The sequence below is a fragment of the Steroidobacter gossypii genome, from assembly GCF_016801985.1.
GTDB lineage: Bacteria > Pseudomonadota > Gammaproteobacteria > Steroidobacterales > Steroidobacteraceae > Steroidobacter > Steroidobacter gossypii.
In genome coordinates this window covers 1,630,534-1,654,263 of the sequence record NZ_JAEVLS010000001.1, presented here as the reverse complement: position 1 = coordinate 1,654,263, position 23,730 = coordinate 1,630,534, and the positions used below count along the sequence as shown (strand labels likewise).

Genomic DNA, 23,730 nt, shown 5'->3' with positions numbered 1-23,730 from the left:
CCGGCCGGCTGGCTTGCCGGCTCATGGCCAATCCTTGGACGGGCTCATGAACGAGCCGCCGGTGTCGCGCGCCGCCACCCAGAACGCCGCCGGCGCCATCGGATCGCCTTCCATGGGCATCAGGATCACGTTCAAAGGCACATCGCGCGGATACTTGGCGAAAGCGCGCTCGAACAGTTTCAAACGCGCATCGCCATCGATGGTCTTGCGGATTAGCGGCGCCGACGCGCCCTGCGTCGGCAAACCGTCGGTGACCATGATGACGTTGTCGGGTTTGGGATTGAGCGCGCTCATGGCGATGAACGCGTTCTCGATGCTGGTGCCGTCGGTCGGCACCGTCTTGCGTAACTTTTCGATTGCGTCGGTCAGCGCGTTCGGATCGTTGGTCTTGAGCCATTTGCCTTCCGAGCCTTCCACCAGCGCATAGGTCTTGGTGTTGAACGCGTAGATCTGGAACTGGCCTTCCATCGGCATCTGCGCAGCCAGCCACTCCACGGTGGACACCGTGCGACGCCACTTCTGCGCCATGAGCTTCTTGGACTCGGACATGTTGCGCATACGCAGGACGTTCACGACGGTCTCGTCCAGCATGCTCGCGGACACATCGACCAACAGCAGGATGCGGTCGCCGCCAACGCGCAGGCCCGTCAGGTACTGACGGTCACCGGTACCGACGAAACCGCGCACGCGTGTGCCAGTGGCGCTGGCGTCCTTGCTCGCGCCCTCCAGCCGGCGCGCGCCTTCTTCCAGCGATTTCAGATCGGCCTTGAGCCGCTCGATGGCTTCGCGGCGGGACAATGTTTCCTTGGTGGCATCGGCCAGCTCGATCTTGAGTCGCTCGGTCTCGCTCAGCACGCGCGTGCCCATGCCTTCGGTGCGCACTCTTTCCTGGTCGGTCTCGATCAGCGAATTGCGCAGCACCACCAGCTTCTGGTAGCCCTCCAGCACCTTCTCTTCCATCTTGGACACTTCGGCGCGCTGGCTTTGATCCATGGTCTGCGCGCGCAACCCGCCCTGCGCATTGATCAACGTATAGACCAGCACCACCGACCCGAATGCACAGGTGATGCAGTCGAGGAACGACATGCTGAAGACTTCAGTCTTGCGGCGCGCCATCGTCGTTCACCAGTTGAATCAATTCGAGCGTGATGCCGGGCGAGCCCAATCGCAGGCGATCGCCCACGGTGAGCGCCGTGCGGCCGACGACTTTTTCGTCGTTGACGAACGAGCCATAAGTACTGTGGTCTTCGATCATGACAGCGCCATTTCGTCGGACCAGCGTGCAATGCGAACGAGAGATACCTGGCAATGCGCTTGGCAAAGTCAGCGCGCGCGGGCGACCTTCCACGGCCCAACCGATGGTGAGCGGCTGTTCGTCGATGCTCCAGGCGCGGCCTTGAAATAAAACATGAGTCGGGCGCAGCTGCGGCGGCGTCGCTTCGAAATCGGGAGCTTGCGTCTCGCCGCTCTCGGCGCGCGACACCGGCAACTGGTACACCAGCGCCAAAGAGTCCGGCGCACGCCGGATACTGGCTTCGTATTGAAGTGCACCCCAGGCGGCGGCGGCTGGCGGCAGCACTTGTATCGTGCAGTCACGCAGGGTGCGGAGCCGATCGAGCAAGCCCGGCATGGAGGCGACGCGCTGTGACACTCGCAAATCGATGGCCATACCTGCAACACGCGCGCCCTGCACAAGCCGTAGCAGTTCAGCGTAGTGAGGCTCGGCGGCGGCGATCAGTTGCCCGCGCTCCATTTCCAACTGCAGCTCGCGCTGGTCGAATTGGAACGACAGGGTGATGGTTTCAGCCTGCTGCAACTCGCTCAACCACGCCGGCAATCGATCGTGCAGGCGCTGCTCGCTGCTCGCTTCGTGCAAGGGATCGAAGCGCGTCTTGCGCACGAAATTCTCGGCGATGAACTGCATCAGGGTCTGCTGAATCCCCAGCAAGCCGTGGCGCAAGGCGATCTCATAACGGCTGCGCTTCAGGCCCGGATGCTCGCCGCCGGAATATTCCAGCACCGTGAGCAATGCCTGATGCAGCTCCAAATCGAGATGCAGCACTCGGGCGGGTGCGGGCTCCAGACTGCACGCGGCCAGCGCTGCGTCCACCAACCCCGCGACGCGCACGCCGGTCTCGTTGATCACACCCAACAGCAGGCCGAGTTGCTCACGGGTGTAACCTGCCGGCACAGCGAGCAACACGCTTTCGCTGCCCTTGAAACGACCGAGCAGCTGCTCCGCTTGTGCGAAAGCGACGTCGGCCGTGGTGCCCGCGACGCGCGACGGGCGGGTCAACGGCTGCGTGCTCAGGGCGCGCCAGAAATTGGTGTTCGCCAGCAGCGGCTTGACTCGCAATCGCTGAAGCGCGTCGACACCCGTGACGGTGGTTTGATCTTCCAGCAATGCGACGCCTGGTGCGTCGGCAACGACGTCGACGGCGTCGCCGTGCTGACGGGCGACAACCAACGCGGCATCGATGAGCTCCAGTGCTAGCACTACCTCACCTGCATGTGGCGAATCAGGTGCTGGTCGATCCAATGATCGGTGTCGTGCACGAACTGCTCCTGCGCCTGCTGCAGCTGGTGCAGGAAGAACATCAGGATCAGGGTCAGCAGCAGCGCCACGAACGTGGCGTTGAACGCGATACCCAGGCCCGAGGTCACGCCGGTGATGTCGCCGGTCACCGCCTTATGAGCCTGCAACAGCGCATCGCCGATGTGACGCACGGTGCCGATGAAGCCGATCGCCGGGATGGCCCAGGCAATGTAACGAATCATGGCCAGCCCGGAGTCGAGCCGGTCGGCTTCCGAATCGCACACCGCCTTGGATGTTTCGGCCGAGTCGCGGATGCTGCGTGTCGCGGAGAAGCGATCCAGTGCCCGTTGTAACGCACGCACCACCAGCATCGATTTGTCTTCTTCCGGTAACGCCTCGAGTTGGCGTGCGTAGTCCTTCGCATCCTCGGGCAAGACCTTGATGCCCTCGGGCACGTGGATCAACTCGCGCTCGAGCAGCTTGCGCTCGCGCCGAACCAGCACGGCCTTGTAACCGAGAATGAGCAGCGCCCAGATGAAGTGGATGATCTCCACTTCCTGCTCGGGGGCGTTGATCACCAGGAAGAACGAACGCTCCGGCACGTAGTCCGGATCGGCTTTGAGGCGCGCCTGTTCGGCCGCGACGATCTCATCGCCGGTGGGGTAGATCCATGACACGTACAGCGCGTGCACGACCAGGATGGTCACGATCAGCGCCAGCACGTTCACGAAAAACTCGCTCGGATACTGGACCGGGCGTTTGGAGCGAGGAGCCGGTGCTGCTGCGGTTACCATGAGTGTGTCCTGTCGTGAAAGCTCGATTCAAAAAAAGTCAGATATCGATGGGAAAGGACACGTCGAAGTCGGCGCGAACCTGTTCCGACGGCACGAAGCGCTCGGGCGAGCCCTTGCCTGGCGCTTTGGGCTTGGCGGCCGCCTGCTGTTCCTCGGCGTCCCCGTCATCCTCCACAACTTGAGTACCCTCGGCTTTGGTCGACGGTTGGGCAGCCGAAGATGGTTCGTCCGCCTTCGGCGCCGCGGATTCGTTAGACGGCCTGGTCGCCGCAGGTTCGGCCGCCCCCGCGCTCGACATCATCGTGCCGAATGCGCAACACGCAGCCAGTATGGTCAGCAGTTGTAGCGCTTTCATATGTTGCCCCTCACCTACTCCGCGTCATCTACTCGGCATATCGCGCGACCCGGAAACCGACGTCGTTACGCTGACTGTCACCGAAATCGCGCGCCGACAAACGCAGGTCCGTGACGCTCGACTGTCGCCAGCTCGAGCCACGAATCACGTGCTGCTTGCCGTCGGCCGGACCGGTCGGATCGACGGCGACTTCGCTGCTGTCGGCACTCACAGTGTAGTAGTCGTGCACCCATTCGGCGACGTTGCCGCCGAGGTCCAGCAGGCCCAGTGGATTGGGTGGAAACCGGCCGCTCGGTGCGGTCGCGGCGAAGCCGTCGTCGTAGTCAGGAATGACATCCTGAACCAGCAAACGTGCGGTCACGTCGGCGTAATTTCCGGACCGTGGCGCCACCGGCAAGGCGTCGCCCCACGGATAGCGTCGAAACTTGCCGCCGCCCTGATAACGGGCGGCCCATTCCCACTCGGCGTCGGTGGGTAACCGATAGCCCGTGGTCAGCGGCTGCACGGCGACCAGGCGGCCGTTCTTGTTCTCGTAGGCCGGCGGCAAGCCTTCCTGTTGCGACAGCCAGTTGCAGAACAGGGCCGCTTCGGTCCAGGTGACGCCGACCACCGGCTGGTTGTCCAGGTCCAGAGTGTGCTGGCCGACGATGCCGGAGCGGTGCTCGGACTTGAACTTGCGGAACTGGCCGTTGGTGACTTCGCTCACGCCCATATAGAACGGACGTTTGAACTGCACATTACGTTGCGCCTCGTTGGCGCGGCGGCCGGGCTCGCGACGCGGGCTGCCCATGGTGAACGAGCCCAACGGCATGAGCTTGAGCTGCTGGTCGGCCTTGTTGGTGATGAGGGCGGGCGTCTGCGCCATCTTGGCCTGCGCCGGGGTCAGCAGCGTAGTTTCGATCTTCTGCGATACGCCGGGCCGCGGCGTGATACTGGTCTTGTAAGTCACGAAACCGGTCTTGCGAATTTCGATGTCGTGCGTGGTCGCGACCAGTCGCAACTTCTGATTCGCCGCGCCCACCGACTTGCCGTTGACGAACACCTCGGCATCCGCCGGCTGCGCCTGCACCGTGACTTCGCCGAACACACCCGACAGCGGCACCGACAACGCGCGATTTTCGCCGGCCGCCAACGAAATCTGCCGGGTCGCGGCTTCGTAGCCGGGCAAGGTGAGCACGACGTTGTGAGAGATGTCTGGCCGCAGCTCCAGCGACACCGGCGTCTGCCCGCGGTACACACCGCCGACCGACACGCTCGCGCCCGACGGCTCGGAGCGCAACGCCAGCTTGCCGTCCGGCAGGCCCAGCCGGACCGGGCCGAGACTCATCGGCTCGTTGGCCTTCACCTGCACATCCGTGGTCCACGATTTGAAACCTTCGAGCTGCAGCTCGATGGGATGATTGCCGGCAAGAATCTGCGTCGTTAGCGGCGTCACACCGCGCTCTTCACCATTCACGAGCAACTTCGCGCCCGCGGGTTCCGAAGTCACTGTGACTTCCGCCCACGCCGGCACGAGCTGCGGTTTGTATGTCTGGCTCTTGCCTTCACCCATCACCTCCAGCTCGCCGGAGAACGGCTGGTAGCGCGCGGCCGCAATGACGATCGTGTGCTTGCCCGGAGCGATCGTGAACTCGCCAGGCGCATCGCCCAGCACCTTGCCATCCACAGTGACCCGCGCCTGCGTCGGCACGTCGACCCGCACGCGGCCGGGAAGCTTTTGCAGTTTCAACGAGAACGACTGATTGCTCTCGTCCGTCACCTTCGCCTGTAGCTGCGCGGGCGAATAACCTTCGCGCGTGGCCTTGATCAGATAATCGCCTGGCCGTAACAAAACGCGATCGCCGAAGCGAAGCGCCGGCAGCGAACCTTCGATATCGACCACCGCCTCGGCCGGGTCGGTTCTGACGGCCACCGAGGTCGCAGTGAAAATGAACCACAGCACCACCGCGGCGATCGCGGCGGCGAGGCCGATGACGATCTTTTTCACGTCCAGCGTGGCGCCGGGCCTGGCTTGGACCTGGCCGGTCGGACGAAACTGCAAGGCGTCGATGCGCTCGGCATCGTCCTCGCCTCCGCCCGCCAGACGCGATGAAGGATCGATGATGGGTGGCGCGGTGATGTTGCCGCTGCTGCCGTCGTCGACCTCGACGACGCGCTGATTGTCACGTTGCGCGAGCAGCCGCAGGCGCGCCGCGCCGAAATTGATCACGTCGCCGCTGCGCAGCCACGTGGAGTTGCGAACGGGCACGCCGTTGTGAAGCACTTCGGCGCCGTCCGCCGGCTGCACGAACAGCTGATCTTCGTGTAATCCGAGATAGGCTTCGGCGCCCTCGGGCCGACCGGCCATGACGATGGCGCTGCCCTGGCCGCCGACAGCGATAGGAAAATCCGTGGCCGTGAATCGGCGTTCACCCAAGGCCTCGCGAACGATCAGCTCGCTCAAATCTTGTCCTCGCAGCGAATCACGACCGGCTCCGGCGCTGCTCCCGGCATGACGCTGATTTCGCGCCTGACATCGCGATAGCCGGGTCGGGTGCCGACCACGGTATAGCTGCCAGGAACGAGCTCGAGGGAACGCTGTTCGAACGCTCCCAAGGCGCCAACGCGATAAATGGTCACTTGAGTGATGTTGTCCGAACGCAGGGCGACCGGCACCGGCACGTCGGCGCGCGCCAGCCATTCGCCCAATGTCTTGACCTGCCGGCTCAGGATCGGGCCGGGATTGGCGATGCCAGCGGCGCGCGCCAATGTTTCTTTCGCCACCGCGCGCACCGACTGGCTGAACAGGCGCTCCGGTTGCGTGAGATACAACTCCAGTTGCTCGTTCAATGTCGCTCGCGGGGCAGTGCGCGCCACGCCGTCATTGGCGGCCGCTACGGTCGAGTCCAGCTCGAGCACGCTGCGATATTCCTTGAGCGCTTCGGCCCATTTCTCCTGCGACTCGAACTGCTGCGCCTGTTGCAGCTTGACGTTGATGACGCCGGTGCGTTGCTCCTGCTCGATCTGCCGCAACGCCTGCGCGATCTCGGGCGCATCGGGACGAATGCGACGCGCGGCTTCGAATGCTTCGCGCGCCTGCGAGTAATTCGTCGCGGCGAGCGCGCTGTAACCTCGTGCCATCGAGCTCGCGAATGCATCGGCCGCCTGACGCGACGAGATGCGCGCGAGGCCCTCGGTGGCGCGAGTCGCTTCAGCATCAAGTGACAATGCCTTGCGGAAATTATCCGCGGCTTCGGTGGCATTGCCTTCTTTCTCCTGGCGCTCGGCCGTGGTCAGGAGAGCGAGCACCTGATCCAGCGTGCCCGAGCGTTTCAGGCCGCGCGAGGCAACTTGATTGTTCGGTTCGATCTTCAACGCGAGCGTAAAGGCGGCCTTGGCATCCTCGGACCGCCCCTCCTGCAGTGCTTTGGCGCCTTCTTTGAGCTGCTCGGCCAGCACCTGCGGCGCGCGTTCCTCGACTACATCCAATAGCGGCACGATTTCGTTGAGCTTCTCCTCGGCGAGCGTGTACTCGCGTGCAGTGAAGTCCGTATCCGCCGCAGCCAGCAGCGAGTTGATGCGGGTGTACTCTTCACCGCCCCACTCCGAGGCCGCGCGCTCGTTGAGCTTCTGCAGCCTTTCGTCGATGATGGCTCGCACTTCTTCCGCGGCCTGCTTCGCCTTGGCCAGTGCGGCGAAATCGATCTCCTTCTTCTCGGCCGCTGCCTTCTCCTCGGCCTTGGGCGCCACCACTGCGGCGGCCGGCTGCTTGGCGACCGGCTGATCGCGAGCCACCCACTTGGGCAACACGAAGAACACGATGGCCACGGCCGCGATGCCTAGGGCGACCAGCGAGGCGCCCAGGCCGCGACGGAAACCCTGCCGGCGCAGCTCCTCCTCGGTGACGCGCGGACCGGTATTCCGTTGCCATTCGCTGCGCAGGGGCTCACCCTGACCCGGGGGCGGACGCAGACCGGGAGGCTCGATCCTTACCGAAGCAGGTTTGTCAGCAACAGGCTCGTTCATACTGCTCATCATCGCAGGCGGCGGCAGACTCGCAAGCGCCGCGCGCAATTCTCTTTCGACACTCCGCATGTCCGCCGGTCGGTCCTCGGCCCGGCGCGCCAATAGCTTCGCCAGCATCTGCGCCATGGTCGCAGGCACATGAGCCGGCGGAGGCGCGGGCTCCTGCTCGACATCTCGCGCCGCTGCCGCGTCGGGATAGAACGGCGGATAGCCCGACAATAGCTCGTACAGCAGCGCGCCAAAACCATACATATCGTCAGCGATACTGGCCGGCGCACCTGCGAGCTGCTGTGGGCTGGCGCTAAACGGCGATCCGGTCGTGTGTCCACCGAAATCCGCCAGCAGCGGCACGCCTTCCGCGCTCAACAATACATTCGCGGGCTTTACGTCGCGATGAACGAGGCCGGCAGCATGTGCCGCGGCCAGTGCCGAGGCCACCGGAATGGCGACTCGCAGGATCTCGCCGCAAGCGCGACCTCGTAGCTGAGTGAGGTCGCCACCGGCGGCATAGTCCATCGCGATCCACGCGTGACGCGCCGACCGGTACAAACCGTCGATTCGCAGAACATTCGGATGGCCGAGCGCCGCGACACGTGCGTATTCGTCTCGTAACGCGGCACAGGTTGCAACGTCCTGCGCCAGCGTCGCTGACAAGATCTTGACAGCGCGCAAGCCGCCGCGTTCACGGTCTTCGACCAGCCATACTTCGCCGCTGCTGCCGGCGCCGAGGCGGCGTACCAGCACTAGGTTGGCAGACAGTTCCTGCCCGCGCTCCAGCATGACTAAAGTTCGCGGGTTGAGCGCCTCGCGTCAGCCGCGGGTGCCGGTTTTCGCAGCGGTGTTTGAGGTCGTCTCCTCGGGCACCGGCGCCACGGGCACCTGCGTGCCGGTTTCGTTTTCGTAGAGCTCTTTGAGCAAGCGCCGCCACTCGGTGTACTGCTGTTCCGCGGTGCCCTTGAGTTGCAGCGTGCGGCCTTCCACTTCGACCACCATGGGCTGGACTTCGGCCTGGAACGATTCGCCGAGCTGCTTCAGCGAATCGGAGTGCAGTTTGACTTCCGCGCCCTTGTCAAAGCCGCTCTTCACGGCGTACGCGCCGCCGAAGATCGCGCCGGTGGCCGCGGCTTGGCCGGCATACGTATTCGCTTCCGCGCCTACCATGAGGCCGCCAACGATCGCGGCTGCGCCGAGCAACTTGCGGGTGATGGATGCTCGGCGTGCTTCATCTTTCGCTTCCAGCTCGGAATAGCTATAGCGGCGCCAGTTCGTGTACGGCTCGGACATGTTTTCCGCGAACAGCGAGTAATGTTCGTTGATGGTGTCGAGCAAGGCGTAGTCGCGCTCACGGATGCGATCCATTCGTTGCAACATCGGATCGTCTTCTGCCGGCAGGCGCACGACCTGCATCATGCCCTTCTTGTCTTCCTGCACGTAGCTGCTGAATGCGTACGGCGCGAGATCCGAGGCGAAGCGCAGCTCCGAGACGCGCCGCACGTTTTCGAGATCGGCCGCCGTCATCTGCTGCCTATACATCAGCATGTCGTTGGCCAACGTGTTGTACATGTTCTGGAAAGGATCGCGCGGTTTGCCGCTTTGATCCTTGTACGAGCGCGTGTCGGCGAGCTGTTCGTACTCGCGTTTGAACCACTGGCGACCGGTCGCATCGGTCACCGTGATTTCGGCGCGAAGCATCTGACCGGTGGACTCGATGATCTTGCCGGAGACGTAGACATCCAGCGCCTCCGCATCCTCGGGCATCACACGGACCTGGCCCCACTGACCGGTGCCCTCCAGCGTGTTACGCAGTTGCATGGGCAGGAAGCGCGCCTCGGCTTTGCGCACCTCGGGGAAGATGTGCCGCTCCTCCATTTCCTTCTCGTCCTTGGGAAGGTTCTCGTCGAACAGCCGCACGCCGACGTCGAGCAGCTGCGATTCGGGAATTTCGGTGGCAGCCTGGATGGCCTTCACCCGCTGTTGCGGGCGAGTTTCGTGCATCACGCAGCCGGTCGCACCCAGTGCCGCTACGGTAAGGACAATTAGAGCAAGCGTGCGCTTCATAACTTTCAACCTGAGTCGTTCTTATCGCCGTGCCTGACCTGCCCCATCATGACCCGATCGTTCCGCCAGTTTGTTTTATTCAACCCATCCCGCCAACCGGCCCTGCCCGGTCGGAACCGGCCTCAGCCGGTCCCTTTCTTATAATTCCGATACTCTTCCCAGAGTTTCTCGCGCAGCTCCGGATCGGTTTCATTCATGGCCGCTTCGCGCAGCTGCCGCGCGACGATGTCGTCGTCGCTGCCGTCCGGAATGCCGGCCGGAACGGTGTTCGGACCGCCACCACCGCCAGCGCCGCCGCCACCTACACCACCGCCGCCGCCTTGCTGGCCACCCTGGCCCTGGCCTTGGCCTTGGCCTTGGCCTTGACCTTCGCCCTCGCCTTGACCCTGACCGCCGCTGCGGCCCTGTCCTTGTCGGCCGCTACCGCCGGCGCCTTCACCCGCGCCGGACCCTTCGCCCTCGCCAGCACCCTCGCCTTGTCCGTTCCCGGACTGGCCCGCGGCGCCGGCACTGGTGCCTTGTCCACCGCCTGAACCGCCGCGGCCGCCCCGTTCGCCGGCGATCGCCGCCTGCTCGGAGCGCATGCGGCCGTCGAAGATGCTGAAAGATTCATCGAACTGACGATCGATCTGCGCCGTGCGCTCGCCGGTCGTCATTGCTCCACCGCCCGCGCCGCCGCCACCGGCAGTGCCCCCGGCCGACGGGAACCCGCCACCTGCAGATCCGCCACCTTGAGCGCCGGCTCCACCCGCGGCGCCACCGCCGCCTGCAGAACCACCGCCTTGCATTCCACCACCACCGGCTGCGCCGCCTTGGCCGCCGCCGGCGGCACCACCGCCCGCCGCGCCACCGCCGCCTTGCATTCCACCGGCAGCTCCACCAGCGCCACCCGCAGCACCACCCATTGCGCCGGCCGCGCCACCGCCGCCCATTGCACCTCCGGCCGCGCCTGCCGAGCCCGAGGCTCCGGACGAGCCACCGCCGCCGCCGCTAGATCCCTTGAAGATGCTTTCGTTACCAGAGCCGCCGCCGGATGTGCCGCCCGCGGAAGAATCTGGCATGCCACCGGCGCCGCCGCTGGCACCGCCGCCGCCAGCACTCGACGAGCCACCCGAAGCGCCACCGCCGCCCGTGCTGGGCAGACCGCCACCTGAAGCGCCGCCACCGCCGGTGCTCGGAGAAGGCAGGCCCACAGAAGGCAGGCCAGCGCCGGGCAGCGAAGTGCCCACAGTTACATTGGGGCTGCCGGAGCCACCTTGTGAACCGCCCGACGCGCCGCCGGACTGGCCACCCGCGCCGCCTGCGGAGCCGCCGGTAGATCCACCACCACCCTGACTGCCGCCCGAGCTGCCACCGCCACCGGAAGCACCGCCACTCTGACCGCCTGAAGCGCCGCCGGACGAACCGCCCTGGCTACCGCCCCCCTGCGAGGAAGAAGGCATGCCCATCGAACCGCCGCCACTCGCGCCGCCGCCAGCGGACGGCAAACCGCCACCGGATCGGCCACCGCTCTGGCCACCGCTCGGCATGCTGCTGCTGGAACCGCCGCCACCCGAGGAGCCGCCACTGGAACCTGAAGAGCCACCGGACGACCCGGACGAGCCGCCGCTCGGCATGCCCCCGGAAGGCATGGAAGAAGAAGAGGATTGCTGACCGGCGCAGCCACCCATCAGAAAAGCGGAAACGGAGCTCACCAGCACGCAATGGACGGCAACCGTCAGCACACGCCGGGGCGTGAGCGACGAGCGCGGCCCGGCGGCGGTGGCCCGGGTGGGTTGTCTCTGCATGTCCTCTCCTTCCATTCCCCTGCGCGCATGAGGACGCATGTGCACTTAAAAGGGAACTCTGCGACCGATCAGCTGAACCAGTGCTGACCATGTCAGTGCGCATCGACCACTTTCAATGAGTGGCGACTGCCGGATTCCAAAGTTCAACGCGCGAGAACGCGAATCGGCTACTGCGGCGACACCGCCGCGGTTTCCTCATCGCCCGCGCCCAACAAAAATGCCTTCAGCTGACCCGCCAATCGGTCGCAGGCCGTACTCTGCACCGGCGCGATCAGCGGAATCGGAGCGATGGCGCCGATCATCACCGAGGTGCCTTTCACGTCGGTGGTGAGACTGCCGGCACTGATGCCGTCGCGCAGGTCCCAGATCGTCGCTTCGTAATCGGAAGATTTTTCCCACCAGCCCAGCCCCAGGCAACCCGCGCCGCCAGGCCCTGCCGCGCAGGCGATGCTGCCGCCGCCATCGGTCTTCTGGGTTACGCCATCGACCCACACGATGTAACGCACGCCCATTTCGCCGACCCGCTCGGCCACGCCGGGGCGGGCGAGAAAGGCGCTGAAGCCTTGCGCGTTCGCCGGCGCGGTGCTCGGCTCGAGCCAGGGATACAGTGCGTCGACGAAGTGATGGTCCGCGTAGATCTGGAACGGTCCCTTGCTCAGATTGCTGCGAGGTTCGAACTCCTTGCCCGCGCGTTGCCTCTGGGCAACGTCGGCGGAGACCGCTTCACCGACCAGCTCGCGTTCCAGGCAATCCAGGAATTTGTCTTCCGTGCCCGTGCCTTCCAGGTGTGGCTTGGCCAGCAGCACGATCGCTTCGTGCGAGGCGATTTGCGTCGGCGCCTCACGCAGCTCTTCGATCTTGGCGGTCATGCAACCGCTCATGCCACCACAAATGATAAGAGTCGCGACGGCGCTCGCGAGACGTGCGGAGACTGTGCCAGCAGAATTCATGATCATCTCCAGGATTGCAGGTCTTGCAGAACAATCCGTCCTGAAGCGTTCGCCAGCTCGCCGCGATCCGATTCGCATCCTGCTCGAGATCGCGTCGGCCGCGTCGCGCCCGACCTTTACGATCGAGTATACGCCAGCCATTCATACGTCAATGCCGGGAAAACGCGCAAGCACAGCGGGCAACAACTCGAGAATAAAATTGCAATGTCAAATGGCTGAACTGCCACTGAACGGCGTGCGCTGCGCGGGCCGCTGCGCCGGCGCTTCAAAGCAACGACAATTGCCGCGAGTCTTCCGCCGTTGCAGTGGAGCCCGCAACAAACAACTGCGTGTTGTGGACAAATCTCTCGCGATGTTTGAGCCCGTATCGCGCGCATGCCGCCGCAAAACGTTGCGCCAAGAGGTCGGCGTATTGCCCTTCACCGCGCTGACGATGACCCCAGCGCGGGTCGTTGTCTCGGCCTCCCCGCATATCGTGCAATCTCGACCAGACGTGCTTGGCCTTGAGCGGCTCGTGCTGTTCCAGCCACTCGCCAAACAGATCCTTCAACTCGTAAGGTAAACGCAGCAGCACGTAGCCGGCCGAGCGCGCGCCGGCGACCGCCGCGGCCTCGAGGATTTTTTCCAGCTCCGAATCGGTGAGCACCGGAATGACGGGCGCGACCATGACGCCGACTGGAATGCCCGCCTCGCTCAAGCTGCGAATGGCTCGCAAACGCGCGGCCGGTGAAGCGGTGCGCGGCTCCAGCGTGCGCTTGAGGTCATTGCTGAGCGTGGTCACGCTCATCAGCGTGTACACCAGATTGTCCTTGGCGAGCGGCGCGAGCAGGTCGATGTCCCGCTCGATCATGGCGCTCTTGGTGATGATGGAGAACGGGTGTCGACGTCGCGCCAGCACTTCGATGATGCTGCGAGTGACGCGGTATTCGCGCTCGATCGGCTGATACGGGTCGGTGTTGGCGCCGATGGTGATGGGCGAACAGCGATAGTTCCGCGCCGACAGCTCCTCTTCGAGCAGGCGCGCCGCGTCCGCCTTGTAAAACAGCTTGGTCTCGAAATCGAGACCGGGCGACAGATTCAGGAAGCCGTGCGACGGCCGCGCGTAACAATAGATGCAGCCGTGCTCACAGCCGCGATACGGATTGATGGACTGATCGAACGGGATGTCCGGCGATTTATTGTGTGTGATGATGGAACGGGCCGGCTCCGGCTGCACCGTGGTCTGAAGCGGGGGCAGCTCCTCATCGAGACTGCCCCAACCGTCGTCCACGGCTTCGGCGCGCGAAGATTCAAAGCGCCCAGCAGGATTCGACACGGCGCCGCGTCCGTTGCGAACAGCAGGGCGAATCGGGCTGGGCATGGGGGGATGATACTGTACGTATACCCAGGATGGAAGCGCCCCGTCGATCCTGCGTTCACTGTCTTTTTGGAAACTCCTGCATGCGCCAGAGCACCGGAAACAGCCGTGTCCACAATCCAGTGACAATCAACGTGGCGACGCCGCCGATGACCACCGCGCGCACCGCGCCCCACCACCTGGCCATCAAGCCCGATTCGAAATCGCCCAATTCGTTGGAAGCGCCGATGAACACCGCCGCCACCGCGCTAACCCGGCCGCGGATGTAATCGGGCGTATCCAGTTGCACCAGCAGCTGTCGGACGTAAACACTCACCATGTCGGCCGCACCCAAGATCACCAGCGCCGCCATCGATAGATAGAAATTCGTGCTCACGCCGAACACGATGGTGGCCACGCCAAACAACGCCACGCCGCCAAACATCCATGGGCCCACGTGTCGCGAAATCGGGCTCAACGCCAGCATCAGCCCACATACAGCGGCGCCGATGCCAGGCGCGGTGCGCAGCAGGCCCAGCCCGGCCGGACCGGTATGAAGAATGTCGCTAGCGAACATTGGCAACAGCGCCGTTGCGCCACCAAACAGCACTGCGAACAGATCCAGCGAAATGGCCCCGAGCACGATGGGCCGCGAGCGCACGAACTTCAGGCCCGAAAGGAGGTTTTCCAAAGATAGCGGCTCGCGCTTCACATTGACCCGCTCGGTCGCGCGCCTGATCTGAAACATCATCAGTGACGCCGCCAGCGCCAGGCCCATCACAGATGCATAAACCACCGCCGGGCCGGCCAGATAAAGCACGCCGCCGACCGCCGGCCCGATGATGTTTGCAAACTGTTGCGTCGAGGAATTCAGCGCCACTGCGCGACTGAACGATTCGGGCGGCACCAGATTGGGCAACAGCGACTGACTGCCCGGCATGGAGAATGCGCGCGACGCGCCGAGCAGCATCATCACCATGAACACTGGCCACACCGACAGCACTCCGCGCAACGTGATGATCAGAAGCAGCAGAGCGCAAACCGCATTCGCGAGATAGCAGGTCGTAACGATGCGTGCACGATTGTAATGATCCGCAGCATGACCGGCTGGCAGGATCAGCGTCACGAATGGAATGAACTGTGACAGGCCAATCAATCCCAGATCGAGCGGATCGCCGGTCACGTCGTACATCTGCCAACCCACCGCCACGATCTGAATCTGCGCGGCCAGGGTCGCCAGAAAGCGGGCCGAGACGAAGCGCGCAACATTGGAATTGCGCAGCACGGTTTGCGTCTGCGCGCTCAGACTGGTCATGGGGATGAAGCGGCAAGCTCTGGAGCCCGGCAGGATACTGGCCGCGAGGCCGTGCTGACCAGATTGCGACAGCTAAACTGAAACGGCCGGTATTGAAAGTGATATCCGGCGGCGCGCTGTGCCCCCGGCGCTCAGGCCGACTTCGTGCGCTCCGGCGCCGGTGACGGCTCGGCTGTTGGCGCGCCTGCCGGCGCCATGCCGGTCGCACCGTGACCGGTAGCATGATGATGCACGCCATGGTGGCCGGCATGCTTCTTCTCCGCCGTCTTGACTGGCGCCGGGAATCTCACCTGCACCACCGTGCCATCGTCGGAGCGCGTTTCCAGTTCGCCTCTGAGTTGCCGCACGAACGCCTCGATCAGCGAGCGACCGAGGCCGCTCTGATCCTGCGTGCTGGCCGCCATGTCGAAACCGGTGCCATCGTCGCGAATGGTCAAGAGCAGCGATGCCGGCGACTCACGCGTCACCCGCACGCTGATATGGCCGCCATCGCGTTCGTTGAACGCGTGTTTATACGCATTGGTGATCGCCTCGGTCACCAGCAATCCCAGCGGCACGGCCACGTCGGGACCGATGACTTCACTCGGCGCTTCCACATTCAGTTCGACGTTTCGACCGCGGGACAGACCGCCTCGACGCAACTCCGCGCAGAGATCGTCCAGGAACCATCTGAGATCGATCTCCTGCAAGCTCTCCGATTCATACAAGCGACGATGTAACGTCGCGAGTGCATTGATACGGCTGCGCGCTTCGGCGAACGCGACCTCGGCACGGGGATCACGAATGCGCCGCGCATGCAGGTTCAGCAGGCTCATCACCAATTGCAGATTGTTCTTCACCCGGTGATGGATCTCGCGCACCAGGATCTCTTTCTGCGCCAACGAATCGCGCAACTCATTCTCACGCGCGGACAGCAGGTCCGCCATGCGCGAGAACGTTTCACCCAAACTGCGAATCTCCGCCGGCGCAGCGCTCACGCGTTCAGGCCGCACACTATGCCGGCCGGCCGCGTAAGCCGAAGTGATGCGCTCCAGATAGGTGATCCAGCGGACCACCAGGTGCTCGATGCCGAACCACACCACCGCGATCGCCAACGCCCACATCAACAATGGCGTGAACACGCCCCACGCCACCTGCAAGGCCAATGGGCCGATGGCGGTCAACACCGGGGTGCCGAGGATCACGAAGATCCGTCCGCCCAGCAGCGGGCTGATGGCATAGAGACGCCAGACTCCATCGTGGCCACGAGCGCGGAAGGTTTGGGTCTGGCCGCCCTGTAAATGTTCGCGCAGATGCTCATTGACGATATCGCGCCTGGGCAGCGGGGAACGCGCCGGCGAGCGCTCCGCTTCACCGGTGATGATCTCGCCCTGACTGTCGAGCAGTGCGAACGCCGTGTCGTCGGTCTGATTGCTCGAGTGATACCGCCGCGTCAGCCAATCCAGGCCGATGAACAACGCCACCGCGCCCCGGATGACGCCGTCATCGTCGACCAGCGGCACCGCCGTGCTGATGCCCCAAGTGCCGAGCCAGCGACTCACGATCAGGTCGCTGATCACGAAGCCATCGCCACTCATGACCGAAATGAACCATTGCCGATCGGCGACATTGACGCCGCTGCGCGTCGGGCTCGATGCACACGTGAAATTGCCTTTGGCGTCCACCACGGAGGCGCCGGCGTATTGATCCAAGCCGCCAATAGCTCGCTGCAAGGCGCGACGGCACGCGGGGCCTTGACCGGCGCGAACGTCGGGCTGCGCGGCCAGACTGGTGAGAATGTCGCGCGACGCCGAGATCATGTTGACCTGCTCGGTCGCCGACAGCTGCGCGGCCTGGGCGAGATTCTGCTCCAGGATCCGCATGCTGCTGTTGTAGCTGGAGATCGCTTGCAGGACGGCGAGCGCGCCCGGCGCCAGCATGGCGACGCCGACGATGAGCACGAGCCGGGGCCGCAGACCGGCATTGCGTCCGAACCATGAGCGCGAGGCGGCGACGATCTTTGCGCTCTTCAAGCAGCGACTCCCCCGTGACCCCGCGCTCAGGGTAGTCGATTGCTCAAGGCATCTTTGGCTTCACCGAGCGAATTCACCGCAGGCAAAGTTCCGGTGACCTGAGTCGCGTCCTCGCCCAGCAGCTCGACCAGTCGGTCGCGCGCGCGCGCAATGCGGCTCTTGATGGTGCCGACCGCCACCTGACAGACATCCGCCGCTTCTTCATACGACAGTCCCGTGGCGCATACCAGCACCAGTGCTTCGCGCTGATCCACCGGCAATTCCTGCAAAGCGCGATTCAGATCCCGCAAGTGCAGCTTGGCGTCGTGGTCGGGCGCAATGGCCATCTGAGAGGCGCAGATCCCGTCCGGATCTTCGATCTCGAATTTGCGATGACGCAGCTCCGAGTAGTAACAATTGCGCAGGATCGTGAACAGCCAGGCCTTCAGATTGCTGCCCGCCTGAAACTGTTCGCGATTGGTCCACGCCTTGAGCACCGTGTCCTGCACGAGATCGTCGGCCCGCGCCGGATCGCCGCACAGCGAACGACCGAACGCTCGCAGGGCCGGCAGCAGCGCGGTGACCTGATCTAAAAACTTGTCCTGGCCAGTCATGGTCGGCTTCCGCTCAGTGCCGGGCTCCGCCGTCTCGGGCTGGGTCGCTAGTCTGGTGCCGCTCAAGCGCCACGCTCCTTGTCCTCCAGCTGCTTGAGCAACTGTTTGAACTCGTCGGGCACGGGCTCGTCCATCACCTCGGTAAACATGCGCTTCAGGCGTGCACCGAGCCAATCAGGGACTTGCTCCGCCGCGCTCGCAACCGGGGCTTCGACGGGCTCGTCAGGCTTGGTTTGCTCAGTCATGATCATGGCTGGTTCAGGGTAATAGGCGAATGCGACCCGCAGGCCAGTTTCGTGGGGGCTTGAACGCTCCGCGGCGTGAAAAAGTTCCAGGGAGTAAGGAACCTTCCACCGTCTTCGTACATAGTATTGCTGCACTCATTCGAGCGCGCCGATCTCCGTCCATAGAGCGCCCCGAAGCTGCGCCTATAAAGAAACCGTTTTAGGAGTCTCCATGGCCTTAGCTCACGCCATCGCCGAACATCTGCCGTATCTGCGTCGGTACGCCCGCGCGCTGTGCGGTACGCAGAAAAGCGGCGATGCCTATGTCCGGGCATGTCTGGAAGCGATTGTTGCCGATACTTCGGTGCTGGACACACGTCTGTCGCCGAGGGTGGGGCTATACCGACTGTTTCACAAGCTGTGGAACAGCGCGCACATCGAAGTGCCCGCGGCGTCGGTAAAGCGCGACGCCGACGGTGTCGAACGGCGTTTGAGCGAGCTCACACCGGCGCGCCGCCAGGCCCTGCTGCTGACCGCGATGGAAGGCTTCAACATCAGCGACGCCGCCAAGATCCTCGGCGCCGACGAAGAAGAAGTGAAGCAGATGGTCGGACAAGCCGTCCGCGAGATGTCCAATCAACCCAGCACCAAGGTGCTCATCATCGAAGACGAGCCCATCATTTCGCTCGACCTCCAGAGCATCGTGCGCGAGATGGGTCACACGGTCGCCGCCATCGCCACCACTCGGGACGAAGCCGTGCGCGCCGCGCGCAAGACCGAACCGGGCCTGGTGCTCGCCGACATCAAACTCGCCGACGGCAGCTCCGGCATCGACGCCGTTCGACAGATCCTCAGCGAACTGGACGTGCCCATCGTCTTCATCACCGCTTATCCGGAACGTCTGCTGACCGGCGAACGGCCGGAACCTACGTTCCTGGTCACCAAGCCGTTCGTGCCGGAGACGGTGCGCGTCGCGGTCAGCCAGGCCTTGCTGTTCGCCTGAGGCGCTCACCTGATCGAAAAAAACGGGGCCTTGCAGGCCCCGTTTTCATTTCCGAGCTTCATGGCCAGCTCGTCACACTGCATGGGTGGATCACACTGGTGGCCGTCCGCGCAAAGCGCCGCCAACCAGCGCCACCAGCGTCAGCACCAGGAAGATAAAGAACAGGATCTTCGCAATACCCGCCGCGGCGCCGGCGATGCTGGTAAAGCCCAGCACTGCGGCGATGATCGCGACGACAAAGAATGTCAGCGCCCAAGACAACATTTGAACCTCCGTACCCGTATCCGCAATCCAAAACCGCTGCAATTTCCAGCTGCGGCCATCATGCACCGCACACCGCTTCAGTCAGGGAACGCGCGAGCTTATGTCCGGTTCCGACCGGAACTGCTCGGAACTTCCCGCGTGCGTAAACGTTTTTCTGACGAGTTGTTGGCAATCAAACATCGTGGATTGAACCAGGGGCGGCGCCAGCGCCGTGGAGGAAACATCATGAAGTCGAATGCAAAATTGCTGTGGTCTGCGCTATTGGCCGCGACCTTGGGCGTCGGCCTGGCGGCGTGCGATAAGAAGGGCCCGGTGGAGCAGGCCGGCGAAGAAGTCGACGAAGCCATCGACACCATGAAGCGCGGTGGCGACGAGTCAACGTCGAACAAAGCGGACGATGCCGTTGACGAAGCGCGTGAAGGCGCCGAAGACACGGCTGACGAGTTGCGCAATAACTGATTTCGCTGCGTCGACGCTGCGAAGTCGACGCAACGGAGCAGTGGGAAAGGGCCCTTGCCCGGCGGCAAGGGCCCTTTCGTTTGTCACTCAAGCGCGCGTGCCGTCGAGAAACTCTTCGATCACAGCCGCCACTTGCTCGGGCCGCTCGTGATGCATCATGTGGCCGACGTCCGGGATGGTCGCAAACCTGCCGGTTCGAAACAGCGCGCGGAGTTTGTGCTCTTCGAGCTCATCGCCCATGCGTTTCACCAGATCGGATTGCTCTCCGAGCACGAACAGCAGCGGCGCCTCGATGGCGCGCCAGCACGCTTCCGCTTGTTCGCGTGAATACAGCACGGGGTTCACTCGTTTGTGCTTGGGATCGGCGCGCAACTCGATCGTGCCGTCCTCGCGCTCCTGCCCCCAGGAGCGCGCGATGAAATCAAGTCGGTCTTGTGGCGTGCGCGGATTGCGACGAGCCAGCACGCGCACCAGCTGCTCGTAACTTTGATAAACATTGAACTCGCTGCCGTGCTTCACCTCGTCGAGCCACTGGGCGTAGCGGGCCGGCGCCTGCTCGGGTGTCGTGCGAGACATGCCGAAGCCTTCCAGACTGATGACGCGCCTGAGGCGCTGTGGCCGCACGCCCGCGTACAACATCGCGATGTTGCCGCCCATGCTGTGCCCGACCAGATCGATCGGTGCATCCGGCACCAGCTGATCCAGCAGCGCGTCGAGATCCGCGAGGTAATCGGGAAACCAATAGCCGTCCACCGGTCGCTGTGTGCGCCCGAAGCCGCGCAGGTCGATGGCGATGCAGGTGCGCTCGGCCGGCAGACAATCGACCAGGAACTGAAAGGTCTCGCCGCTATCGCCCCAGCCGTGCAGCAGGACGAGTGGATCCGGGTCGGCGCCGGGCCAGCGATACAGATGGAACTTCAGCCCGCGCGCCTCGATGCTGCCATTTTGCGGGGCGCGCAGCGCGCGATAGGTCGTTGAGTGGCTGCTGGTCAATGGTTGATCGAGGGCGGACGAGGGGTTGAGGGGTTGAGGGGGCTGACTGCGAGGGGTGAGTGACGATGCCGCGCACCCGAGGGTGCCACGGCATCGCTCCACTCAAGCAGTGGATTTAGGTTCGCTGCGGAGTGCGAACCACGTTCGCGCCCGCCTTGCTCACCTTCTTCTTGCTCGCGACCTTTCGCTTGCCGGCCTTTTTCTTGACGGCCTTGCTGGCGGTCTTGCTCTTCACCGCCTTCTTGCTGGCCTTTTTGCTGGCCTTGCGCTTGGTTGCCACGTTTTACCTCCAGGTTAGTCCCACTTTCAGTTTTAATCACGTCTTCGACGTGCCTCACCATATTACACGGTGACACCCAGCTGATGCATGATGGCGCGCGATGGAAAACGGCAAGAACATCCACGAACAAGTTACGACCATCGTCGCGCACGCCCGAGGCCTGGGCACGCGAGACCGGGGCGAGTACGTGCGCCGCGCCTGCGGAGCCGATGAAACATTGCTGTCGCACGTCCTGCAGGCGCTGGCCGATTCGCTCGGCGAAAAGGCCGCGCATGAGCAAGGTTTCTGGGACGAAGTCGCCGTGGGCGAGCGCAACTCCCTCGCCCTGAGCGAAACGCTGGAGGGGCAACTTCTCGGCCGCTATCGCATCCTGCGCAAGCTCGGCTCCGGCGGCATGGGCGACGTCTACCTGGCGGAGCGCGCGGACGAGGAGTATCAGCAACGTGTCGCGCTGAAAATCGTGCGCGGCGGGCTGTTCTCGCCGCAGATTCAGAGCCGCCTGCGAATGGAGCGCCAGATCCTCGCGACGCTCCAACACCCGAACATCGCACGCTTGCTCGACGGCGGGCGCGCGCCCGACGGCACGCCCTACCTGGTCATGGAGTACATCGATGGCGAGCCCATCGACACTTACTGCGATCGGCGGAGGCTGTCGGTCGAAGCGCGCCTGCAGCTGATCCGAACCATCTGCGGCGCGGTCCATTACGCGCACCAGAACCTGATCGTGCATCGGGACCTGAAGCCCAACAACATTCTGATCACGCCGGACGGCGTGCCCAAGCTGCTGGATTTCGGCATCGCCAAGCTGCTCGACTCGCGGCATTCGGCGCACACGCTGGCGGTCACGCACTTCGAGTACCGGGTGATGACGCCCGCGCACGCCAGCCCAGAGCAGGTGCGCGGCGATGTGATCACGACCGCCAGCGATATTTACGTGCTGGGCGTGCTGCTCTATGAGCTGCTGTGTGGGCGGCGGCCGTTCCTTCTGGTCGGCACCAGCCTCACCGACATGGAGCGGATCATTTGCGAGCAGGAAGCGCCGACGCCAAGCTCGATGGTGGCCCAGGTGAACGCGGATGCGCCCGAGTTGATGGCCGACATCGCGTCGCGCCGCTCGACCACGCCAGCCCGGCTGCAAAAGCAGCTACGCGGCGACCTCGACAACATCATCGGCATGGCAATGCGCAAGGATCCCGAGCGCCGCTATGCATCGGCGGAGCAGCTCGCAGCGGATCTGGAGCATCACCTGACGGGGCAGCCTGTTCTAGCCACGCGCGACACGTGGCTGTACCGGACGCGAAAGTTCGTGAAGCGTCACTCGTTCTCGGTGGCCGCCAGCGTCGTCGCGGTGCTTACGCTCGCCGCCTTCTCGGCGGTCACATACATTCAGGCACAACGGATCGCTGCCGAACGCGACGTAGCGACGGCCGAGCGCACGCGGGCGGAACAAATTTCGTCATTTCTGGTGGAGCTGTTCGAGCTGTCCGATCCTTCGCGCAGCCGGGGCAATCAAGTGACCGCGCGCGAGATACTGGACATCGGCGCGCGTCGGATCCGCCTCGGCTTGAACGAGCAGCCGGAGACGCGCGCAACGTTGTTGGGAACCATCGGTCGCGTGTACGGCAGCATGGGGCTGTATGAAAGCTCCGTCGAGCTGCTGGAAGACGCGTTGCAGTCGCGCATCCGTATTCATGGCGAGCGACATCCCGACGTAGCCCTTGCGCATGCGAACTTGGGAGCCGCGTTCTGCGATCGGGGTCAGTTGGATGCGTGCGGGGAGCAGCTCGACAGAGCATTGGCCATGCAGAAAGAACTCCTTGGCACTGAAGCCGTCGCGATCGCGCCCACGCTGCTCGCGCATGGTCGCCTCGCGCAGTTGCGTGGGGAGTTGGACAATGCCGAGCAGTTCTTCAAGGACAGCCTGGCGGTTTACCGGCTGCATCAGCAGGAGCGATCGTCGGCAGCAGCTTCGGTCATGAACGAGCTGGCGGGTCTGTACACGTACCGGAATGAGTACGAGCGCGCCGCCACGCTGTATCGCGCGGCACTCGATATCGATCGGCAGGCGCTGGGCAATGACCATCCGCAGGTCGGCATGCATGTGCAGAACCTGGGCTTTGTTCTGCAATCGCAAGGCAAGCTGAGCGAAGCGGCGCCGTTGTTTACCGAGTCATTGCAGATACTGAGCAAGGTGCTGGGCGAAACGCATCCGATGACCTTGGACGCCACCGCCAACTATGGCCGCTTCCTGCATCGTCGCGGCGATCTGCAGCAGGCGGAACAGGTACTGGTGCGCGTCGTCGATCTGAATCGTAAGGCTCGCGGCGAGCAACATCCGTTCGTCGGGCACGATCTGGTGAATCTCGGCATGCTGCGAGTGGACGCCGGCAATCCTGCGCTAGCTCAGCAAGACTTCACCGCAGCGCTCGCCATTTACGCCGTTGCGCTACCGCCCGATCATCCTTTCGCAGTCTCAGCGCTCTCCGGCCTGGGCCGCGCTCAACTCGAACAAGGCCGCCTCGAAGAAGCCGAGCAAACGCTTCGCAAGGCCTCGCAACTCGGCGCCAGATCTCTCGCCGCCGACAGCCCTACTCTCGCCTCCGTCCATAGCTCGCTCGGTCGCACTCTGCTCGCCCTGGATCGGGCACAGGAAGCGTCGCCGTTGCTTCAGACCAGCTATCCCATCCTGGCGAAGGCACAAGGCGAGGATGCGGCGATCACCAGGCGGACCAAAGAAGCGCTGGACAGCGTGAGCGCGCGATGAGC

General features: G+C 64.0%; 22 protein-coding genes. 4 read left to right on the top strand and 18 right to left on the bottom strand.

Going from position 1 to position 23,730, the window contains the following annotated elements:
* Positions 1-21: 21 nt before the first annotated feature.
* The 9 genes from JM946_RS07210 to JM946_RS07170 all read right to left on the bottom strand — a co-directional run bounded on the left by JM946_RS07210 (position 22) and on the right by JM946_RS07170 (position 10,859).
* Positions 22-1,116, bottom strand: a complete 1,095-nt coding sequence (locus tag JM946_RS07210) for a vWA domain-containing protein (RefSeq protein WP_203166469.1) — start codon at positions 1,114-1,116, stop codon at positions 22-24.
* The gene (locus JM946_RS07205; protein WP_203166468.1) at positions 1,097-2,497 is read right to left on the bottom strand and encodes an FHA domain-containing protein; all 1,401 of its coding nucleotides are present in this window, start codon (positions 2,495-2,497) and stop codon (positions 1,097-1,099) included. Before JM946_RS07205 ends, JM946_RS07210 begins: the two co-directional genes overlap by 20 nt.
* Complete coding sequence (locus JM946_RS07200) at positions 2,497-3,330, bottom strand: MotA/TolQ/ExbB proton channel family protein (RefSeq protein WP_203166467.1); 834 nt, start codon at positions 3,328-3,330, stop codon at positions 2,497-2,499. Before JM946_RS07200 ends, JM946_RS07205 begins: the two co-directional genes overlap by 1 nt.
* Before the next feature lie 37 nt (positions 3,331-3,367).
* Positions 3,368-3,505: a hypothetical protein gene (locus JM946_RS29940; protein WP_218042632.1), complete on the bottom strand. Its 138-nt coding sequence runs from the start codon at positions 3,503-3,505 to the stop codon at positions 3,368-3,370.
* 208 nt (positions 3,506-3,713) lie between these two features.
* Positions 3,714-6,128, bottom strand: coding sequence for a PEGA domain-containing protein (locus JM946_RS07190; RefSeq protein ID WP_203166465.1), 2,415 nt, complete (start codon positions 6,126-6,128; stop codon positions 3,714-3,716).
* Positions 6,125-8,470, bottom strand: coding sequence for a serine/threonine-protein kinase (locus JM946_RS07185; RefSeq protein WP_203166464.1), 2,346 nt, complete (start codon positions 8,468-8,470; stop codon positions 6,125-6,127). The genes JM946_RS07190 and JM946_RS07185 overlap by 4 nt, the downstream gene beginning before the upstream one ends.
* 30 nt (positions 8,471-8,500) lie before the next feature.
* The gene (locus JM946_RS07180; RefSeq protein ID WP_203166463.1) at positions 8,501-9,748 is read right to left on the bottom strand and encodes a hypothetical protein; all 1,248 of its coding nucleotides are present in this window, start codon (positions 9,746-9,748) and stop codon (positions 8,501-8,503) included.
* Between the two features lie 122 nt (positions 9,749-9,870).
* Positions 9,871-10,404 carry a hypothetical protein gene (locus JM946_RS30930; RefSeq protein WP_203166462.1) on the bottom strand — a complete coding sequence of 178 codons (534 nt, stop codon included), beginning with the start codon at positions 10,402-10,404 and terminating at the stop codon, positions 9,871-9,873.
* Positions 10,401-10,859 (bottom strand): hypothetical protein, encoded by a 459-nt coding sequence (locus JM946_RS07170; RefSeq protein ID WP_203166461.1) that lies wholly within the window; start codon positions 10,857-10,859, stop codon positions 10,401-10,403. The genes JM946_RS30930 and JM946_RS07170 overlap by 4 nt, the downstream gene beginning before the upstream one ends.
* Before the next feature lie 329 nt (positions 10,860-11,188).
* Here JM946_RS07170 and JM946_RS07165 point away from each other — a divergent pair, with 329 nt between their 5' ends.
* Complete coding sequence (locus JM946_RS07165; RefSeq protein WP_203166460.1) at positions 11,189-11,401, top strand: hypothetical protein; 213 nt, start codon at positions 11,189-11,191, stop codon at positions 11,399-11,401.
* A gap of 301 nt (positions 11,402-11,702) precedes the next feature.
* Here the strand turns inward: JM946_RS07165 and JM946_RS07160 are convergent, their stop codons facing one another.
* The 6 genes from JM946_RS07160 to JM946_RS07135 form a co-directional block, all read right to left on the bottom strand.
* Positions 11,703-12,404, bottom strand: coding sequence for a hypothetical protein (locus tag JM946_RS07160; RefSeq protein ID WP_203166459.1), 702 nt, complete (start codon positions 12,402-12,404; stop codon positions 11,703-11,705).
* Positions 12,405-12,750: 346 nt separating this feature from the next.
* The gene (locus tag JM946_RS07155) at positions 12,751-13,845 is read right to left on the bottom strand and encodes a PA0069 family radical SAM protein (protein WP_203166458.1); all 1,095 of its coding nucleotides are present in this window, start codon (positions 13,843-13,845) and stop codon (positions 12,751-12,753) included.
* Between the two features lie 55 nt (positions 13,846-13,900).
* Positions 13,901-15,136, bottom strand: coding sequence for an MFS transporter (locus JM946_RS07150; protein WP_203166457.1), 1,236 nt, complete (start codon positions 15,134-15,136; stop codon positions 13,901-13,903).
* Between the two features lie 131 nt (positions 15,137-15,267).
* Positions 15,268-17,148 carry a sensor histidine kinase gene (locus tag JM946_RS07145; protein ID WP_203166456.1) on the bottom strand — a complete coding sequence of 627 codons (1,881 nt, stop codon included), beginning with the start codon at positions 17,146-17,148 and terminating at the stop codon, positions 15,268-15,270.
* A 26-nt stretch (positions 17,149-17,174) separates the two neighbouring features.
* Positions 17,175-17,807, bottom strand: coding sequence for a sigma-70 family RNA polymerase sigma factor (locus JM946_RS07140; RefSeq protein WP_203166455.1), 633 nt, complete (start codon positions 17,805-17,807; stop codon positions 17,175-17,177).
* Positions 17,804-17,986, bottom strand: coding sequence for a NepR family anti-sigma factor (locus JM946_RS07135; RefSeq protein WP_203166454.1), 183 nt, complete (start codon positions 17,984-17,986; stop codon positions 17,804-17,806). Before JM946_RS07135 ends, JM946_RS07140 begins: the two co-directional genes overlap by 4 nt.
* Positions 17,987-18,197: 211 nt before the next feature.
* On the opposite strand from JM946_RS07135, the gene JM946_RS07130 reads away from it, so the two are divergent.
* Entirely contained in the window at positions 18,198-18,968 is a 771-nt protein-coding gene (locus JM946_RS07130) for a response regulator (protein WP_203166453.1), read from the top strand.
* Between the two features lie 90 nt (positions 18,969-19,058).
* Here the strand turns inward: JM946_RS07130 and JM946_RS07125 are convergent, their stop codons facing one another.
* Complete coding sequence (locus JM946_RS07125; protein ID WP_129641894.1) at positions 19,059-19,232, bottom strand: DUF1328 domain-containing protein; 174 nt, start codon at positions 19,230-19,232, stop codon at positions 19,059-19,061.
* A 225-nt stretch (positions 19,233-19,457) separates the two neighbouring features.
* Here JM946_RS07125 and JM946_RS07120 point away from each other — a divergent pair, with 225 nt between their 5' ends.
* Positions 19,458-19,691, top strand: coding sequence for a hypothetical protein (locus JM946_RS07120; protein ID WP_203166452.1), 234 nt, complete (start codon positions 19,458-19,460; stop codon positions 19,689-19,691).
* An 87-nt stretch (positions 19,692-19,778) separates the two neighbouring features.
* Here the strand turns inward: JM946_RS07120 and JM946_RS07115 are convergent, their stop codons facing one another.
* Both JM946_RS07115 and JM946_RS07110 read right to left on the bottom strand, forming a co-directional pair.
* Positions 19,779-20,684 carry an alpha/beta fold hydrolase gene (locus JM946_RS07115; RefSeq protein WP_203166451.1) on the bottom strand — a complete coding sequence of 302 codons (906 nt, stop codon included), beginning with the start codon at positions 20,682-20,684 and terminating at the stop codon, positions 19,779-19,781.
* 115 nt (positions 20,685-20,799) lie between these two features.
* Positions 20,800-20,964 carry a hypothetical protein gene (locus tag JM946_RS07110; RefSeq protein ID WP_203166450.1) on the bottom strand — a complete coding sequence of 55 codons (165 nt, stop codon included), beginning with the start codon at positions 20,962-20,964 and terminating at the stop codon, positions 20,800-20,802.
* 100 nt (positions 20,965-21,064) lie between these two features.
* On the opposite strand from JM946_RS07110, the gene JM946_RS07105 reads away from it, so the two are divergent.
* The gene (locus JM946_RS07105) at positions 21,065-23,728 is read left to right on the top strand and encodes a tetratricopeptide repeat protein (RefSeq protein ID WP_203166449.1); all 2,664 of its coding nucleotides are present in this window, start codon (positions 21,065-21,067) and stop codon (positions 23,726-23,728) included.
* Positions 23,729-23,730 lie beyond the last annotated feature (2 nt).

Coding starts and splice junctions, on each gene's coding strand:
- JM946_RS07210 (WP_203166469.1), bottom strand. CDS start 1,116: ATGGCGCGCCGCAAGACTGAAGTCTTCAGCATGTCGTTCCTCGACTGC.
- JM946_RS07200 (WP_203166467.1), bottom strand. CDS start 3,330: ATGGTAACCGCAGCAGCACCGGCTCCTCGCTCCAAACGCCCGGTCCAG.
- JM946_RS07185 (WP_203166464.1), bottom strand. CDS start 8,470: ATGCTGGAGCGCGGGCAGGAACTGTCTGCCAACCTAGTGCTGGTACGC.
- JM946_RS07180 (WP_203166463.1), bottom strand. CDS start 9,748: ATGAAGCGCACGCTTGCTCTAATTGTCCTTACCGTAGCGGCACTGGGT.
- JM946_RS30930 (WP_203166462.1), bottom strand. CDS start 10,404: ATGACGACCGGCGAGCGCACGGCGCAGATCGATCGTCAGTTCGATGAA.
- JM946_RS07165 (WP_203166460.1), top strand. CDS start 11,189: ATGCCCATCGAACCGCCGCCACTCGCGCCGCCGCCAGCGGACGGCAAA.
- JM946_RS07160 (WP_203166459.1), bottom strand. CDS start 12,404: ATGACCGCCAAGATCGAAGAGCTGCGTGAGGCGCCGACGCAAATCGCC.
- JM946_RS07155 (WP_203166458.1), bottom strand. CDS start 13,845: ATGCCCAGCCCGATTCGCCCTGCTGTTCGCAACGGACGCGGCGCCGTG.
- JM946_RS07150 (WP_203166457.1), bottom strand. CDS start 15,136: ATGACCAGTCTGAGCGCGCAGACGCAAACCGTGCTGCGCAATTCCAAT.
- JM946_RS07135 (WP_203166454.1), bottom strand. CDS start 17,986: ATGACTGAGCAAACCAAGCCTGACGAGCCCGTCGAAGCCCCGGTTGCG.
- JM946_RS07130 (WP_203166453.1), top strand. CDS start 18,198: ATGGCCTTAGCTCACGCCATCGCCGAACATCTGCCGTATCTGCGTCGG.
- JM946_RS07125 (WP_129641894.1), bottom strand. CDS start 19,232: ATGTTGTCTTGGGCGCTGACATTCTTTGTCGTCGCGATCATCGCCGCA.
- JM946_RS07120 (WP_203166452.1), top strand. CDS start 19,458: ATGAAGTCGAATGCAAAATTGCTGTGGTCTGCGCTATTGGCCGCGACC.
- JM946_RS07105 (WP_203166449.1), top strand. CDS start 21,065: ATGGAAAACGGCAAGAACATCCACGAACAAGTTACGACCATCGTCGCG.